General features: G+C 46.0%; 14 protein-coding genes and 1 pseudogene. 7 read left to right on the forward strand and 8 right to left on the reverse strand.

Going from position 1 to position 18,171, the window contains the following annotated elements; all coding sequences use genetic code 11:
* Positions 1-10 precede the first annotated feature (10 nt).
* The 5 genes from J1778_RS03670 to J1778_RS03690 form a co-directional block, all read right to left on the reverse strand.
* Entirely contained in the window at positions 11-2,101 is a 2,091-nt protein-coding gene (locus tag J1778_RS03670; protein WP_217172037.1) for a ParB/RepB/Spo0J family partition protein, read from the reverse strand.
* Between the two features lie 100 nt (positions 2,102-2,201).
* On the reverse strand, positions 2,202-2,402 hold the full coding sequence (locus J1778_RS03675; RefSeq protein WP_217172038.1) for a DUF905 family protein: 201 nt from the start codon (positions 2,400-2,402) through the stop codon (positions 2,202-2,204).
* A gap of 59 nt (positions 2,403-2,461) precedes the next feature.
* Positions 2,462-3,013 (reverse strand): single-stranded DNA-binding protein, encoded by a 552-nt coding sequence (ssb, locus tag J1778_RS03680; protein WP_217172039.1) that lies wholly within the window; start codon positions 3,011-3,013, stop codon positions 2,462-2,464.
* 1,668 nt (positions 3,014-4,681) lie between these two features.
* A complete protein-coding gene (locus J1778_RS03685) occupies positions 4,682-4,960 on the reverse strand; it encodes a ribbon-helix-helix domain-containing protein (RefSeq protein WP_217172040.1) in 279 nt (92 codons plus the stop codon).
* Entirely contained in the window at positions 4,960-5,595 is a 636-nt protein-coding gene (locus tag J1778_RS03690) for an AAA family ATPase (RefSeq protein WP_217172041.1), read from the reverse strand. The genes J1778_RS03685 and J1778_RS03690 overlap by 1 nt, the downstream gene beginning before the upstream one ends.
* 584 nt (positions 5,596-6,179) lie before the next feature.
* Here J1778_RS03690 and umuD point away from each other — a divergent pair.
* Together umuD and J1778_RS03700 are read left to right on the forward strand one after the other, a co-directional pair.
* On the forward strand, positions 6,180-6,602 hold the full coding sequence (gene umuD, locus J1778_RS03695; protein ID WP_101079546.1) for a translesion error-prone DNA polymerase V autoproteolytic subunit: 423 nt from the start codon (positions 6,180-6,182) through the stop codon (positions 6,600-6,602).
* Positions 6,602-7,867 (forward strand): Y-family DNA polymerase, encoded by a 1,266-nt coding sequence (locus tag J1778_RS03700; protein ID WP_217172042.1) that lies wholly within the window; start codon positions 6,602-6,604, stop codon positions 7,865-7,867. The genes umuD and J1778_RS03700 overlap by 1 nt, the downstream gene beginning before the upstream one ends.
* Here J1778_RS03700 and J1778_RS03705 read toward each other — a convergent pair.
* The 3 genes and pseudogenes from J1778_RS03705 to J1778_RS24840 form a co-directional block, all read right to left on the reverse strand.
* On the reverse strand, positions 7,864-8,559 hold the full coding sequence (locus tag J1778_RS03705; RefSeq protein WP_217172067.1) for an SOS response-associated peptidase family protein: 696 nt from the start codon (positions 8,557-8,559) through the stop codon (positions 7,864-7,866). The two genes, J1778_RS03700 and J1778_RS03705, sit on opposite strands and share 4 nt — an antisense overlap.
* A gap of 616 nt (positions 8,560-9,175) precedes the next feature.
* Positions 9,176-10,225, reverse strand: coding sequence for a RepB family plasmid replication initiator protein (locus J1778_RS03710; protein ID WP_217172043.1), 1,050 nt, complete (start codon positions 10,223-10,225; stop codon positions 9,176-9,178).
* 707 nt (positions 10,226-10,932) lie between these two features.
* Positions 10,933-11,163, reverse strand: a pseudogene (locus tag J1778_RS24840) (transposase); the annotation flags it as partial.
* 199 nt (positions 11,164-11,362) lie between these two features.
* Between J1778_RS24840 and evgA the strand changes: the two are divergent.
* The 5 genes from evgA to J1778_RS03740 all read left to right on the forward strand — a co-directional run bounded on the left by evgA (position 11,363) and on the right by J1778_RS03740 (position 18,135).
* Positions 11,363-11,977 carry an acid-sensing system DNA-binding response regulator EvgA gene (gene evgA / locus J1778_RS03720; protein WP_217172044.1) on the forward strand — a complete coding sequence of 205 codons (615 nt, stop codon included), beginning with the start codon at positions 11,363-11,365 and terminating at the stop codon, positions 11,975-11,977.
* Between the two features lie 4 nt (positions 11,978-11,981).
* Positions 11,982-15,569, forward strand: a complete 3,588-nt coding sequence (locus J1778_RS03725) for a response regulator (protein ID WP_217172045.1) — start codon at positions 11,982-11,984, stop codon at positions 15,567-15,569.
* A 203-nt stretch (positions 15,570-15,772) separates the two neighbouring features.
* The gene (locus tag J1778_RS03730; protein WP_217172046.1) at positions 15,773-16,396 is read left to right on the forward strand and encodes a DUF1120 domain-containing protein; all 624 of its coding nucleotides are present in this window, start codon (positions 15,773-15,775) and stop codon (positions 16,394-16,396) included.
* 70 nt (positions 16,397-16,466) lie between these two features.
* Positions 16,467-17,195, forward strand: coding sequence for a fimbrial protein (locus J1778_RS03735; RefSeq protein WP_217172047.1), 729 nt, complete (start codon positions 16,467-16,469; stop codon positions 17,193-17,195).
* Positions 17,196-17,460: 265 nt separating this feature from the next.
* Positions 17,461-18,135: a DUF1120 domain-containing protein gene (locus tag J1778_RS03740; protein WP_217172048.1), complete on the forward strand. Its 675-nt coding sequence runs from the start codon at positions 17,461-17,463 to the stop codon at positions 18,133-18,135.
* Positions 18,136-18,171: the final 36 nt, after the last annotated feature.

An 18,171-nucleotide genomic window follows, 5' to 3' on the forward strand; every position in this document is an offset into this window, starting at 1 on the left:
GCATCTCCTGTCAGGCGGCAATGTTGTCAGATTCAGAGGCGTTTGCGGTGGCTTCTGCGTCGGTTTCCGGCCCTCCGGCATCAGTCGCAGTGACCGCGTCACTTTCCGGTAACGCGATTGGGGCAGCGACCGGCAGCAGACAGTCAGGTACCCAGCTGGTCAGCAGGATTTTCTCTTCAGCCAGTTCAGCCGCATCGGCTTTCTTCATTTTGAGTGCGTCGCGTGATGCACCGTCCAGCCCCGCCTGTGACAGGCTGTCAGCAATCTGCTCCTTACTGATGCGCCCAAAGAAGTTGGCTTTGGTCGGCAGCCACCAGTCACGCAGCGTGAAGCCCAGCAGGTTTTCCACCGGCTCGAGGTCTTTACCCGCCTTGCCATCTTTGTCGCTGAGACGTTCTGACGCACCGTCGAGCGTTCTGGCAAGGCAATAGCCCATTACATTAATCAGCGCCTGCGTGTCCCACGTCAGCAGCCAGTCCCAGCTTTTATGCCAGTCCTGTGGCAACAGTTTCTGCCACGTATCGTGCATCGCAGTAAGGTGCTGCATGGCCAGACCGTCGGCAGACGTCGGCGCATTGTCGAGCATCAGTCCGGTTTTGGCATGCAGTGTTACTTTGAGGGTCGACGGGTTATAAGACCGGTGGTCGAAAGTAGATTTCAGGCAGTCATGGACAAAAATCACCAAAGCCATTTGCGGTTGTTCTGCCAGTGCAGCCTGTACTGCCAGCGTTCTTTCACTGGAGAGGCTTTTTGCCATTACAGCCGACAACTGTTTCGCCTGCGGCATTTCCGATGTGCTGTCTTCAGTGCGGATGCTGGCAATGGTGTTGTTCACACCGGCTTTTTTCTCGACTTCAGGGATATCGCTTCGCAGCATCACGCCACGGCGCACGCTGATAACGTTCCCTCTCAGGAAGACGACCACCCCGCCGTTAGCACGCACATCGTCAGTCCATGCGCGGTTCTCGGCGGCTTTTTCGATGGCAGACATTTCGGCCTGACAGGCGTCAGCGGCCTGTTCCAGCGCGTCGTGGTCTGCGTCATCGCTGTCGTCCTGCTCAGATAATGCCTCCAGCTGCTTATCCAGCGCATCAAACCGCGCACTTTCCTCGGGGGTCAGTTCACCGTGAGGCAGGTTGAGTAACAGGTATTTTTGCGCGTCGTCGCCGTAGGTGCTTATGCCGTCAGTTCGTCCCTCTGACCACTTCCAGCCCTCTGCCTGTGCGATACCGCCCGCGACTTCGGTGAGTTTCTGGCGGGTTAAAGTGTCGAGAAGAACGGTATCGGTGAGAAATCCTTCGTCCGTGAACAAGTCAAAGCGGAACCCGCCCCCCGCCTGTTCGTAGGCATCCCGCCCGACGAATTCCAGCAGGCGGTGACCTTCCGCAGAGACTTCGCCTCTGAGCACCGCCTCACGCAGCTCTTTCGGATTGCGATAATAACCATAAGCATTTTTCCAGACGTCCAGCTGGCGTTCGTGGTCTTCAGAGGCAGACAGTGCCTGCAGCTGGTCAACGTTAATCTTGTCTTCCGCCAGTTCAGCAAGCAACGCCGGTACCATCCCTGCAAGGCGCAGGAATTTCTGGACGTGTTGGGTGCTGTACCCCATCAGGCCACCGATTTCTGCTGCCGTTTTGCCGCTGGCACTGATGCGGGCGAATGCCATAATCTGGTCAGCCGGATGCATGCTTTCGTGCTGGAAGTTCTCGATGGCTGATACCACCTCTGCCACGTCATCGCTGACGGTTTTCACCGGCACGGCGTAATCCGGTGCGATCGCCCCCTCGTTCAGCAGGATACTCAGCGCACGAAAACGGCGTCCACCGGCGGCGGCACCCAGCTGGCCATCAGGCAGGCGGTGAACAATAAGGTTATGCAACACGCCCACGGCTCTGATGCTGCCGGCCAGTTCCTGCAATTTTGCCGCATCCGGCTCTGCTTTACGCACATTCAGCGGAGACAGAGACAGCTGGCTGAACGGCACCATCTGGACCGGCGTATTCGCCAGCGCCTGCTCAACGGCCTCGTTAACGGCGGTATTTTTAGGACGTTTTGTGGATTTACTCGCTTTAGAAACTGCTTTAGACTCGGCTACTGACATAATTGATACCTCGTAAGTTTTGATTTTGTCTGCCGGACGTTTTCCCCGTCCGGCACCTCACTTCACTGCCTTACTGCTTTCTCACACCACATCTGATGATTTATCTGTTAAGACCAGCCCCTGCTTCAGGCTCAAAATCCCACGCCCGCCACACCATCTGCCGGTCAATGCGAACGACAATGCGAAAATACGTGCCCTGATCGTCCTCGATCGCGATATTCTCGTAAGCATCTGCAACGGCTTCAGCCTGTTGGCGGGTAAAAGTGTCTTCCGGCAGCAGAACGTGATCGTGGTTTTCCATAACTCGGTACTCCTTGTGATACCCCGCAAATACGGGGCGGTTAATGTCTAAGGTCATCTTCAGAACGGGATATCATCGTCAAAATCAACCGGCGGGAATTCTCCCCCCTGCGGTGCGGATTGCTGCGCCGGTGCCGTTTTGGTGGATTTTTTGACGCGCGTGGCTTTTGCTGGTTTCGGGTCAACTGCAGGCTCACCGGAATGAGACGGCGCATTTGCCGGTGCCAGTGAACCCGCTGCGTCACCCGACTGACGGTTGCCCTGTGCGCTGCCCAGCATCTGCATCGTGCCGTTTGCCTTGACCACAATTTCCGTGGTGTAACGGTCGATGCCCTGCGCGTCCTGCCATTTGCGGGCCTGCAACTGACCTTCGATGTAGACTTTTGCGCCCTTGGTCAGGTATTCACCGGCTATCTCAGCAAGCTTTCCGAACACGACCACACGGTGCCACTCGGTTCTTTCGCGCTGCTCGCCGGTGGCTTTGTCACGCCAGTTTTCGGACGTGGCCAGCGTCAGACTGGCGACCGCGCCGCCGTTTGGCATGTAACGGATTTCCGGTGCCTGACCTAAATTACCCACGATGATGACTTTGTTAATTCCACGTTCTGCCATGATGACTTTCCTTATCTTTCAGGGCTTTTAGCCCATATCTTCGGTAAGATTCGCTTTGTCGCGACCTTGACGTTTTGTGGTATCCGGCTGGATTTCTGGCTGGGTGTAACCACATCTCCAGTAGAGTTCCTCCGCCGCAAGGGCGTAAAAAAACACCGACGAGGGCGAACGTCCGGGGCGAACACGAAAGTTTTCGGAGGTACGAGGAAAAGTTTTGGGGGCGTTTATTTACCCTGGACGGACGACAGCGGCTGTGTTTTGGTCAGCCCCGGCGAGAGGGGCTTAACTGGAGAGACGGCACCATAGATGGACGTAGCGGATACCACCGCAACGACGACGAGCGGCAGCGAATCGCCGTTGCCCGACAGCGGCCTGCTGCTTTACCGCAGGCCAGTGAAGCGGCGCGGCCGTTGGCCGCTGTAAGCGTGGTTTTGCGTCAGGATGGAAGCCCGAAGGGCAGAGACAGGCAGCCTGGCTCTGTTCACGACAGCCGTGCCGAAGGTGACGCCCTGCCCCTGATTTTCCGAAACTGCAATTTACTTATATATGTATATGAATGAAACTCTGTTCAAAAAGAACCAACCTCAGCAATGCCTATCGCGCCGTTTACTGTTATTCACTAAGAATCCTCATGCATTATTTGAACGCATTTTATTCTCTCAGCAAAACACCACAGAGAACTTAAAAAATGTTAAATAGTAAATATGAAGTGTGAATTATAAATTATGAAGTGCTACGTAATACAGAAAGCTATACTTTTAATCATAAATAATAATTATGAAATAGTAAGTATTATCATTCATTAACACGTTTACCATGGTCATGAGCTCTACCTCACGCGCACGCCCAAGTCCCCCGCCATAGAATCAACCCGACACCACGCATTAATCACATGCATGAATTATGAATTGTGAATTGTGAATTGTGAATTCATAAATAACACTTTTGAACTTTTAATACCTCTCTATCAGCATGATTGCATAGACACTCGACTTCGCAATGTCTCCCATGCTGTTCTCTATGGATAAGTATCCTTTCAAGCTAATGGTAAATGTCACTGAGGAGTTAGGAGTTAGGAGTTAGGAGTTAGGAGTTAGGAGTTAGGAGTTAGGAGTTAGGAGTTAGGAAGTATGATGTAATAATTCATATTGCATAGGTATGAATTGTTGATAGTGTATAAACAATAAAAAATTGGTGAAGTAACAACTAATACTTCACACTTATGTGTTGTGACATACGCCCTGAGTAAATCATACAAAGACGGGCATGCCTTCAACGTTTTTCGGAGAAGTGCAGTAATCGATAGGATGTTTCACTTATGAAGTGTGAGGTGTGAGGTATGAAATATCATTTATTCAGTAATGTAGTTTGTTATGCCTTAACTTAAAAATCACATCTCACATTTCATACTTGGTATTTCACAAATAATCTAAGCCATAGGAGGACAGTGTTAAGTGTGATTTATTACTTGATATTTATTACCTAATAATGATTAAACCCACTCAGAAATGAATCCGATACCTTGGATTTAGAGTGTTCTTGAAACGTTGGGCTCAATGGGAGACGTTGGAAAGGAGAGAAGGCAGTAAGGAACACGGTGGCTAAGGAAATGTTTGAGATTATTCAAAACGGCATTGGTAGCCGCTTGGTTACCAATGCTGCTTGGTATCAAACCTTTTTAAGGTAAGTATCCAGGGCATCACGAATGATTGCACTTACGCTTTTCGGGCTAATACCATTACGCTTATTATGCAGAGCAAGATCTTCAATCTCTCGCAGCGTGTTCTGAGGTAAAGAGATAGTTGTCCTAGTCAGAATTTCCTGAGCAGGTTCAGCAACAACTTTTTCGTCACCATAAGGTCGGTCGGCCAGTCTGTTAGCCAGAGCGTCAGCTTCAGCTTCTGTTACGACTCGGCGATTTGAAAATGCGGGTTTTTTTAAGGCCATTAAAATACCTCATTCAGCAATGCCAGAACTTCTGCCTTGGCTTTTTCGTTAGATGTCTCGAGTACAGATTTACCTTCTGACATAACATCACGGTAAACCTTCCGGTAACATGCTGTGGCGGCTAAGGGAATGAGCCCTTCAAACTCACGCACATACTCCAGAAACTCATGTCGTTCGTTACCCTGCAACAGCGGGTTAGTCGTTGCCATACTTTGATAACAGTAGGCCTTAAGCTCAGGATTCAAATCGCGCATACTTTCCAGCTGCTGCTGAAGTTCAACCATAGTATCCAGGTCTAACTGTGAACACTGGTGAGGCGCGATAATCTGATGAGCAACGGTACCCCCCGTGATCAACTCCCGGCTATTGCGTCCCGCAACGTCCACGATGACATGAGCAAATTTTTCATCCAGGCTTCTCAGCGTTTGGGAAATGTTGTCTCGTTTTTCAATCAGGGTGATGGATGGAGTGATGCCTGAGGCTTCGCGCTCTGCATACCATCTGGAAGCGGAACGCTGAACATCTGCATCGACGAGACAAACGTCGTCTCCACGAAGAGCCAGACCAACCGCCAGATTGATGGCCGTTGTTGTTTTTGCAGCACCGCCTTTATTGCATCCAATAATCGTGATCATTTGTCACCTGTGATATCGAAAGTAGCATTTCCTAAATGATAACTCATAAAATATATATGTGAAGTATTATCGAGTAATTATTATGTATGAAGTAATACTTATTCATATGACTTTTTTCTTCAATAAACAATAGTTACGGCGTAACTTCGCAAGTGAATAAATTTTATCCTTTTTAAACATAAAGTTAACTATAAAGCAATTGCCGACCTGAGCCCTAACCGCATACTTTGGGCTTAGAGTAAATTAAGTCGAACCGCGAGATTCTAACCAGAACATTGCCGGCAGAGAGTACGTCCAGGCATCAAGTTCTACATCTCATCAACAAGAACCCTCCGTATGCATGCGTAAGAAATACCACTTTAATTTAATCCCCCATGACTGCATCAGTGAGAAAAAGCTCCGTCATATTCCAGAAATATTTAAAGTAAGACAGAGGGTGCGTTGGGAACTGGAGGAATAGGGGGGCACAATTTTTGTTTCCTTGCTGATCAGGCGCCTAAGACTTTTCTAAGCATCAGCCCTTCACAAGCTAAAGAACCCATGATTATACTGTATACATAAACAGTATTTAGTGAGTGTCAATCATGAATGTCTTTTACCCAACACCTGAGCCTTTGAAGCTGCTGACCCCTTTCTTTCAAGATAAAGTTCAGGCTGGTTTTCCCTCGCCGGCGCAGGATTATATTGAGAAGGGCATTGACTTAAACGAGCTCTGTATAAATCATCCAGCCGCCACTTACTTTGTGATGGCCACAGGGATGAGTATGGTAGATGCGGGCATTTACGAAGGTTCGATGCTTGTTGTGGACAGGAGCCTGCAGGCAAAGCACGGCGATATCATCATTGCTTCACTTGCAGGTGAATACACTGTTAAGCGCCTCTGCTTACACCCGGTTGTTCAGCTGGTGCCAATGAATCCGGACTTCCCTCCCATTGTGTTGCATGACGGCGGAGATGAACTGGAAGTGTTTGGCGTGGTGACTTTCAGCATCAACGGATTTCAGTAATGTTCGCCCTGGCTGATGTGAACAGTTTTTATGCAAGCTGTGAAACTGTTTTCAGGCCTGACCTGAAGGGAAGGCCTGTCGTGGTTTTAAGTAACAACGATGGTTGCGTAATCGCACGCAGCGCCGAAGCAAAAAAACTCGGTATAAAGATGGGCGATCCGTTCTTCAAAATGCGGGCGCTTTTCGAGCAGCATAAGATCGTGACATTCAGCAGTAACTACGCGCTCTATGCAGATATGAGCACACGGGTAATGACGGTGTTAGAGGAGATGTCTCCGGCTGTAGAAATATACAGCATTGATGAGGCATTCATGAATTTGCAGGGAGTCAGTAACTGCAAGGATCTGGAGGAGTTCGGAAGGGAAGTGCGAGCCAAAGTTCTCCAGTGGACCGGACTCACTGTAGGTGTCGGCATTGCACCCACCAAAACTTTAGCAAAATTAGCCAATTACAGCGCAAAAAAATGGACAAAGACGGGTGGCGTTGTTGACCTTTCGCTGACGGCACGTCAACGAAAACTGATGGCACTCGTTGAAGTCGGGGAAGTCTGGGGTGTCGGACGCAGGATTTCGAAAAAGTTAAATGATATGGGGATTAAAACTGCCCTGCAGCTTGCAGATACCCCAACTCCTCTGATCCGCAAGCACTTCAACATTGTGCTTGAACGTACGGTAAGGGAGCTCCGTGGAGAACCGTGTTTAGAACTGGAAGAGTTCGCACCGACCAAACAACAAATCGTTTGCTCAAGGTCATTCGGTGATCGCGTATCAGAATACGATCTGATGCGCGAAGCGATATGTAGTCATGCCGTGCGGGCTGCAGAGAAACTCCGGGGTGAGCATCAATACTGCCGGCATATCTCTGCATTCATCAAAACAAGTCCATTTGCTGTGAATGAAGTCTATTACGGTAAAACGGCGGGAACCAAGCTTCAGATACCTACTCAGGACACCAGGGATATCGTGGCTGCGGCAACTAAATGTCTGGATGCAATCTGGCAAGATGGCCATCGCTTTCAGAAATGCGGCGTGATGCTGGGGGATTTTTACAGCCAGGGTGTCGCCCAGTTGGGTCTTTTCGACGAGTACCAGCCGCGCTCAAATAGTGAGCAGCTCATGGCGGTTCTCGATGAAATCAATCATAGCGGGAAAGGGCGGGTGTGGTTCGCTGGCCAGGGCGTGCAAAAATCCTGGGAAATGAAGCGTCAGATGCTCTCTCCCGCATATACAACACGCTTCAGTGAACTCATGCGCGTCAAACTTTAAATTATTGGATCCCCAATAGGCTCGATTAGCTCGAAACCATTATTTCGTATGCTACCAACTTTTTTATTTACCGGATGCCATTGAAATTCAGAAGGGGGTTCCGATTGCATCTGCGCAATCTCAAGAGCGCGCTGCGGGGAAGTATCGCAGTCTAACCATTCCAGTGCATCTGAGGGCTCTAATACCAGTGGCCGGCGGTCATGGATATCCAGTAGCCCTTCGTCGCTCGCAGCTGTGACGATCACAAAGCCATCATCTTCCGGGACCTCTAAGGCATCAGGGTGAAAACGGCTTATCGCAGCAAAAAATAAGGGAGAATGTGATTTATGGTAGATGAAGTATGGCTGCTTAATTTTCGGATCAACAGGGTCTTTTTTCCATTCATACCAGCCATCGGCCATCACTAACGCACGGCCATGTTCGAACAGGGGTCTGAACATCCTGCTCGTTGCCACTGTCTCTATACTCGCGTTAATCATCGGTGGTCGCTTTGATTCTTTTGCCCAGGCGGGCTGATAGCCCCATTTAACAGGATCGAGAAAGATTTTATCATCGCGGTGATTGAGTATGAGCACGCGCGTCCCGGGAGCGACGTTATAACGGCCAATAGGGATGTCATCGATGCCGCCTGCGAATTCTCTGTCAGGGGAAAGCACATCGATATATATAGACGGTACACATGCTGAGAGGATTTCAAATAGCGGCACTGCTAAGCGCCCAAAATAGTTGATCAAACCGTTTTGAGGATAAGTGCCAGCACACAGTGCCTAAGAGATCTCATAAGGAGTGTTTCACGAGTATCACAGCAGAAGTGACAGTGTCTCAAATCCCCCCTACAACAATCGCTTACCTACAACTAGGCATTTTACACATCCACTATGGAGAGCATTCTCTTTGAGTGGGCATATATCCACTATGGTAAGTAGCAACCACTACAGCGAGTGTTATCCACTAGAGTGAGTAAAAAACCACTGTAGTCAGTAACGACCACTATGATGAGTATTAACCACTACAGAGAGCAAATAGCGACAGATCGTCATAAGTTAGTGACCACTGACTCAGCGGCTATATAGGATTGCGGGTTAGTGACTACTAGGGGGGTAATGTCGAAACAAGTAAATAACCACTACAGTGAGTAGATATTACTGACGACAGTGGTTAGCTGAATTTTATAATGCCCGGCTTGCTGTTTGCAGTGGATAGTCTGCTCACTACAGTGGTTGGCTTGCTTACCACAGTGGTTAAGGTAAAAGCCTGCTATCAACTTTCAGCAGACTTTCGGCTTCAGGGAATGACAGGGGAATGAAACTATTTCTTCGCCTGGCGAAGCTGTTCAAGCAACTCAAGCTCTTCTTTGGTCAGCATAACCATCTCACGCGGCGCTGCCGAATCGCTATCCTTCTCAGCGGGGACATCAATGATATTTTCATCGTCCCGGACGTCATAGACATCGTCACCAATACCCGTAGGGATCTGAGCAGGCCTCAATTTTGGCCGCCTATAGTGGATACAGAAGTACACAGTTTTACCACGTTTGACCTCCGTATAATCGAGATAGCCGATAGCCTTAAGTTGTTCCATCGCCTTACGAACAGTTGCGTTCTGTGTGATTGCTCGTGATGTCAGATTAAGACGAGCACGCAGGCGGGACATGGAAATCGGAGCGGGATCAGTCGGAAGACTTTCGATGAACGTATAGAGAGCCTGAGCAGACTCTTTGCGGGAGAGTTCATTGATGGCACGAAGCTGGAGAAGAACTTTTTTATCGAACTGATAAAGTTCAAAAATCTTCGGATCTGCCTGCAGCTCTACGGCGTCCTTCTTCGGGCTGTATTTTGCTGACTGAACAAGGTGGGTAACGTAATAGTCCCCCTCTTTGTTCGAAAAAGACAACGTGTTAGTTGCGATACGTTCAAGAGAGGCTTCCAGACGCGCCCTGAGCTTCGCTGAGGAGCGTGCTGAGGGAATGCCACATAATTTAGCGAACTCAACGAAAGGCAGGTATACAGAGTCTCCCAGGACCTTGTGCTTGGCAAAAGCATGGATGATCCCAACCCAGGTCTTGAAATCGTTGTCCATATCAAGCCGTGCACCGGTGATCTTAATGTTCTCATATCCTTCAGACTTCACAATCGACAGCTGCTTCAGCTCAGAAGTGACATCCATTGAATTCATCTGACCCTTACGGCCGCGGGCAGTAGACTTCAAAGTAGGTACAAATAAGCCCAACCGCATCAATGCTACAGGCTGAACAGTGTTATTGCTGTTAGGAACCAGAGTAACAAGTTCACCCGTTCGCTTATCGGTTTCAGAGAAAGCTTTTGCTATCTCTATGTTTTTAGGCTCATTTTCAGACATTATCAGCTCTCACAAGGAATGTGGATAAGAGACTCGTAATACACAATACAGTGGATACTAACACTCACTATAGCGGTTTTACCACAGGTCATAGTGGTTAGTTTGCTTTTCACAGTGGTTGTTTTACTGACTACAGCGGTTAACGATCTTAGTTTTTCCCAGATAGGACAAAGTCTGCAGAGGAGCGGGGATCTCTTTGGGTCTTATAGGTTCTATAAGGATCTTATTATTGGATCGAAGCAAAGGATAACTTTAAAAACAGAGCGTTAAGTTTGTCGATAAAGATCTAAGCAGTGATCACAACCGAGAACCTACCCTTTGAATAAACTGTGAGCATAATTTTTACTACATCAATCACCTTAAGGATTAATTTTAAATTTCAGTGGCTTAAAAAATCATTTTGCAAGAACACTATCCACAGCTCGATTGCTAATTTACTCACTGTAGTGGTTTTGAACCACTCACCAGCGAAGTTAGAATACTGTCTATAGCGGTTTTTATGCCCTTTACAGTGGTTAAATTACTTATCATAGTGGTTAGGAATGTGCCTTGAGGCCTTATAGAACGCGGCTTGCGAAGGTGCGGGGATCTCTTTTGATCTATTATATGATCTATATAGGATCTTATTATTGGATCTGAGCTGTGGAAAAGTGGATAACATATGAATAAAGAGGAGCACTCACAGTGCTGAATCAATTAGTTAAGTCCTTGTCGAGGCTGAGATCTGCAACCAAATTCTTCAGCCGCAGATTTTCCTCCTCCAGTTGCCGCATGTGTTTGAGTTCAGAAGGGGAGATTCCGCCGTATTTCTGATGCCACGTTCTCTACGTGGCATCAGAAAATGGCCTGCCAACGGCAGACATCCGGTACAGATGCCCAGCTCGGCTTGCTTTAGGGAAAAGACAATCTGTCTCTTCGGTGAATCGTGACTTTTTCATCGGCACCACCTCCGTTCAGAGGAGTGTTTATCATGCCGGAATTCTGTTTCTGAATGGAGCAGGATTTTGGGTCCGGGGCACCGATTTATATACGGTGAAAAATGAAAATTCAACAAGCTGTGTCAGTTACATTTAGAAACCTTCATGCATACTCCGTGTACAAACGTAAGTTGTAAAGAATGGATACTAAGGTATAGCTATGAAAGCAATTGTTATTGACGACCATCCAATGGCTCGTCTTGCTATTAAAATGTTGTTGGAAAACAGTGGGTTTAGTGTCATAAAGGAGTTGGAGGACGGTGAGTTTGCGATACTAACGGTAGAATCCACTAATCCTGATCTGGTGGTAATTGATATAGATATTCCTATTGTAAATGGAATGGAAATACTTGAACGTCTAAGAAAGAGAGGCTATGAAGGCATTATCATTGTAGTGTCGTCCAAAAATGAACGGTTTTACAGCAGACGCAGTTCAGAAGCGGGGGCAAGTGGTTTTGTGAGTAAAAAAGAGGGTCTGAGCAACCTTATGGGTGCCGTCACTGCTGCACAAAATGGCTACAGCTATTTCCCGTTATTTTTAGGACAATATATTGGGAAAAGGTCGTCAGATGAGGAAAGGCTAGACTCGTTGTCGCTCCAGGAATTCAACGTTTTACTTTATATTCTCCAGGGTGTAGATAACAATAAAATTGCGGATAAAATGAAACTCAGTAATAAAACAGTTAGCACCTATAAGAAAAGACTATTAGAAAAGTTAGACTGTAATTCACTTATAGAGCTCTTTGCATTCTCTAAAGATAATAATATAGGGTAGATCGATGCGTATTGTGCTATGGGTTTTTTCTGTTTTTTCAATAATGGCATTATCAAATGCTTATGCTGAGGGTGTATATGTATCCTACAGTCAAATAAAAAATAGCAATTTAACTTATACAAACAGGATTGATCTCAATGAAGAAGAGTCACGTTGGGTTGAGCATAAAAAGAATTTTATAATTGCTACATCTCCTTTTGAAATCTCAACGTTACTTTCCAAAGATTCATCTTCACGTGCTCAGGGTATATTGGCAGATTATTTCCATCTAATGGAAACGTCACTGAAACTGAAGGTCATTATTCATGAATATCCTACGCAAGAAAAGGCAATTGCTGCATTGGAAAGTAATCAAGCCGATATGGTTCTATCATCTTTTACTGAGATGGAGTTGGAAAATGAAAAATATCTGAAATCATCGCCAATTCTGAGCAGTTCTCCAGCGCTCATTTCCTCAAAAAAAAACACCATGCTTCCCTCTGGTAGCAATCATCATGTGAGCGTAGCCAGAGCAGGGAATAGCCCATCTGATAGTTTCATTAAAGAACATTTTCCGAATGCAAACATCACATCCTTCAAAAATAATTATCAGGCCATATCAGAAGTAGATAATAATGAAGCAGACTATTTTTTTGGGAATGGTTTAATTATAGCCGCATTTATGTCTAAGTCTTTTCCAAACTCTCTAAATTTAATAAAAAACTATCGAGAGCCGGTGGCAGAAACCCACTTTATTTCTAAAAGCAATCAACCTTTGCAAGCAAGATTGATTGAGCGTTTTATTGCGTCATTGAGCAATGATATCAGAACCCAAATTCTAAAAAACTGGATCGGTGGTGATATCTGCTTTTTCACGCAAAAAAATTGCCGTTTTACAATGGAAGAGTTGAACTGGATAAAACAAAATAAAAAATTCCCAGTACTGGTAAATCCGTATTTCCCTCCTTTTACATTACTGGATGATAATGGGACTGTCAGAGGGATAATGGGCGACATCCTCAATATTGTTCATCTGCAAACCGGGATTGATTTTGATATCATGGATGTGAGTTCTAACAAGCAACTATTTAAAGATGCAGAGATAAAAAATAATAGCCTCATCCTGGCTGCCACATTCAATGAATTCCGCAATGAGCATATTGCATTTAGTGATACAATTCTCACTTCGCCTGTGGTGTTTGTTTCAAAGTTAGATAAAAAAACTTTAAAAATAAAAGACTTAGAGCGTAAAATGAAGGTAGGTATGCCTTCACATTACGCACAGGAAGCAGAGCTGAGGAACCGTTATCCTGAGGTTCAGTGGATCACTGTCGATAATTCCAGTTCATCACTACAATCGGTTGCTGAAGGTAAGCTTGATGCAGTAGTAACTACCGAACTTACGGCTCGTTTTATGATTGAGCATTACTATTCTAATGTATTATATTATTCTATTTTACCCGATATAAGTGATGCGTCTATAAGTTTCGCTTTTCCACAGAATAACATGGCATTTAAAAGTATATTAAACAAGGTATTAAATAACATTCCGGAAAGCGAGATTTCAAGGATTACGGAAAAATGGTTGCAAACTCCTGAGATAAGAATATCCACATGGGAATTGTATAAAAAAGAAATCTATTTTCTTGTTTTTATATCATTGTCGTTGTTTATCATTGGGCTAACAGGGTGGATATTTTTACAAAAGAATATCCAAAGGAAGATAAAACACCAGCAGCATTTAGAAAATCTTCTGAAATTTAGGCAGACATTAACAGACTCTATGCCTTTACCAGTCTATCTGGTAAGCCCGCGCGGGGAGATCCTTAGTTACAATGAATCCTTTAGGCTCTTTTTCACAGAACGCTCTAAGCGAGTAGTCCCCCATACATTAACCGATGACCAATCTCCATTACATGAAGTTTTTTTACAATTACAACATTTTATTCTCAGCAATATCAACGAAAAAATGGTGACGCAAGAAATGGTTATACGCCAGGGTGAGGAAACGAGACAGGTTTCACATTGGATTGCCGCTTGCCAACACTTAGTTGCACAGGATGATTTTTATATCTGCGGATGGGAGGATGTGACTGAGTCGAAAAATCTTATCGCCGAGCTGGAAGCTGAAAGAAATAAAGCGATACACGCCACTGAAGCAAAGAGTCAATTTTTAGCCTACATGAGCCATGAAATCAGAACGCCTGTAAGTTCAGTTATAGGATTTCTTGAATTATTAACCAACCGACGCCTTACTAAATCTGAAAGTACTGAAGCCTTGGCCCTTGCTTACACATCCGCGCGATCGCTACTTGGATTGATAGGGGATGTACTTGATATGGATAAGATTGAAAGCGGAAATTACTCAGTTGAACCCCAATGGGTTGACCTCTTTCAGTTGATTAATGAGACGACACGTTCGTTTGAAGCCGAAGCAAAAATAAAAAATATATCATTGAATTTAAAGCATGGATTTAATGGTGAGATTGATTTATTTATTGACCCTCAGGCGTTCAGGCAAATTTACAGTAATATTTTAAGCAATGCTGTAAAATTCACAGATACTGGAAGTGTTGAAATTGTGTCAAACATCATAACTGAATCCTCAGATAAATTTCGATTAGGTATTTCAGTTTCTGATACAGGATGTGGCGTTTCTGACAGCGAGCAGGAAAAGCTGTTTAAAAAATATCAGCGGGCAGTAAATGGCACAAAAATTAGTGGTTCAGGATTGGGGCTGGTCATTTGCAAAAAGCTCATCTCCATGATGTCAGGAAATATTATTTTTGAAAGCGTTAAGGGGCAGGGAACACACGTCGAGTTATCATTTCCCGTTGCGATCAGGCATACCCACTTTGAACCTGAAGTGGAGGACGAAGAGGGCAAAAATCCCCATCTGTTGATTAATATTTTGATTGCCGACGATCACCCTACCAATCGGATATTATTAGAACGTCAGCTTGACGAGCAAAACTATCATGTTGAAACCGCCGTTGATGGCAAAGATGCATTGCGCAAGGTGAAGCGCAGACATTACGACTTGCTCATTACCGATCTGCATATGCCAGGACTGAGTGGCCTAGAACTTACCCGTGAAATCCGCAAGTTCAACAGTTCAATGGCGATTTGGGGGTTAACGGCCAGCGTACAAGCCAATGATACTCAATCCTGTCTTGAAGCCGGAATGAATAAGTGTTTGTTTAAGCCCATTAACAGAAGGTTATTACAAAAGTCCATTGAAGAGTTATCTTTCTCATTATCTCCAAGGGTTCCTAATGAATATTTTGATATATCTATAATCTTCGAAAATGCGCAAAAGGACCCTAATTTAGTCAATAAGATACTGATAACATTCCAAAGCGAAACCTTAAAGGATATTGCTGCAGCGAAATCAGCTGTTGAAACCCATGACTTGCACGCACTCCGACAAGCCACTCACAAGATTTATGGTGCCGCACAGTTGCTTAATATTAAACCTATTATAGACGCAGCTTTGTTTTTTGAATCCATGGCGGTATACAATTCAAAGACTGACGTTGTGATAAGTCAGTTTGATACGTTAGAAAGAGTGGTTATGAAAGTTATAAACGAAATCAGTACCCATTCTTCATAAATTTACCTATTGATTTGTTTCATTATTTTATGAGTCAGCCTACGCCTGTAGGTAATCATTTCCCTGCTTGTAAATGCCCTCTGATATCTGTCTGCTTTACCTCTCTCTATTATGCGCGGCTTACCGTCGCCCTTTGCGGCGGATTGTAGTTTCCTCCTGGACGGAGGAGGCGCGTGCCTTTTACACTTAGTGAGATAAACCCCATGTTGAAGAAATCCCTGTTAGCCTTCGCCCTGACCGCCGTTGCCAGCTCTGCCTTTGCCGCGCCGGTTGCTAACCTCAAAGTCACCGGTAGCATCACGCCGCCGACCTGTACGGTTAACGGCGTAGATGAAGCCGACGTGCTGTACACCTTTGATGTCTCTCCGGGTCTGTTCCCGGCGAGTGGCAACCTGACTATGGCACCGCAGTCTCAAAATATTCAGGTGGTCTGTGACGCACAGACCTATCTGGCTTTCAACGCCACCGATGAGCGCGCGGGTACCGAGCTGACCGCCGGTAACACCAACTTTGGTCTGGGTCTGTATGGCGACGACACCAAGGTCGGTTTTTACAAAGTAACCATGGAAAATGCGACGGTCAAAGCGAATGAAAGTGCCGCGGATACATCAGTCGGCGTTCTGGTTGGCAGTACTTACGCGACCAGTGGCGTTATCGATAAAACGCAGACGGTGTCCTGGGCGACTGACAAAGACACACTGGCCGCCGCTCAGGTGTTTGCCGCTGACTTCGCAGTACAGCCTACGCTCAACGCGGACATGAAGAGCAGCGACGGCACGGCACAGCTGGACGGCCACGCGGTGCTGACGTTCGCCTTCGGTGTCTAAGCCTGTCATTCTTGCGAACCTGCCTGAGAGGGCGGGTTAATTTGATAATAAACACGATGATGGAAGCAATATGAATAAGCAAACCCTTGGGATTTTAGTGGCCTCCGTGCTGGCCAGTGCATGCGTGACGGCGGCACCGGTGGCGAATTTGAAAATCAACGGCGACATCAAGCCGCCAACCTGTACGGTCAACGGCGGTGACCAGGCGGATTTGATTTATAACCTAGGGGCGGTATCTCCCTCGGTGATTCCTCAGTCAGCGGGGTATAACGGCCTGCCTAGCATTTCTAACACGCTAACCGTAGATTGTGATGCTGCAACCTATCTGACCTTTAAGGCGACGGATACGTATCAGAATCCTTTTATTCAGCCTCCTGGGATGAATAGCAACTTTAGGGCTCATTCGTTCAATCTAGTAGATGTGAATGCTCCCGATAAAACTATCGGTGGAATATCATACGCGTGGTCTGATGTTCAGGCGGATGGTAACGCAGCTTATCTCTCTCGGGCCAATGATGGTACTAATGATAATGGTACGTGGGCTGGCGAACACTGGATGATAAAAGACGCTACCAACGGCTGGACTAAAACACAGCAAAAATTTGTGGATTCATCTCAGCTTGACTTAATTTCGGCAAAAGAGTTCTCGGCATCACTAATTAATAAAACAACAATAAACTATGGTTGGAGCACTACATATATCTTATCCAAAGATGAACTTGAAAAGCAGGGTGTTGATATTTCAGATGGTATTGACTATACCGGCAATGTCATGTTGACCTTTAATTTCGGTGTTTAATAAAATTTCTTGTAATTGATTTGCACCACCCGGGCTAGTAAATTCTGGGTGGCTTTCTCGCTAAATCTATTCTCGCCTTATGTTGGAATTCCCTACATGAGTAGGAAATCCCTTACCAGATTGAAATGGCATTCTCATAGAATGTAAGTCTTATAAGAGTATTATCCCTTCAAGATAACTCGTACAAGAATAACGCTATTTGTTTCTCCGACGTGAGTCACGCGACCTTACCCTCTGTCGCTGAGTAAAACGCAGGTCTATATGCATGATTACCATTAAATTAATATGTCATTTCAGTTACCGCTGGTCTGTGCAAATTCTTTTGACTCTTTTAGTCATCGGGACATCTGCAAACGCCAAAGCGCGAAGTGTTGCTCAAATGGAGATCCCGCCCATTGAGATACAAGCCGCACCTTCTTGCGATATTCAGGCCCCGGATGGGGGAGAATATGCTTACGCACAGCTTCATGCCAGTCAGTTTCACCTGCAGCAAACCACATCGCTACCGCCGATGACAAGACGGTGGGCAGTCGTGTGTGACGCACCGACAACGCTGATTCTTCAGGTGCGGGATATCCAGAGTAACAGTGCATCAGCAGGAGACAGTACCCAATTTGGCCTGGGCATGGTCAACGGGCGAGGTTATCTGGGGCAATATCAAATCACTCTGAGCAATGCCAGTATTGATGGTAAATCCGCCAAGGTCTATGAAACCAGCGATGCGTCCGTCCCCGGGGTACCGGCCGCCAAATGGGATGTCTCAACCGAAAAATATTATGGATGGACGGAAAGTAATGGTGAAGCCAGCAATGGGAAATTATTTTTTGCTGATATTACAGTTTCTCCTTTGTTAAATAGTTTGCAGTTTACCAATGGTCCTTTGGTTAATGGGGCTGAGCTTAATGGTCAGGCTGAGATGATTTTCTCTTTTGGTATTTGATTATTCATTAGTAATTATTCTGGATGTGGCGAAAGC

Origin of the sequence: Rahnella bonaserana, from assembly GCF_019049675.1 — a bacterium.
Lineage (GTDB): Bacteria > Pseudomonadota > Gammaproteobacteria > Enterobacterales > Enterobacteriaceae > Rahnella > Rahnella bonaserana.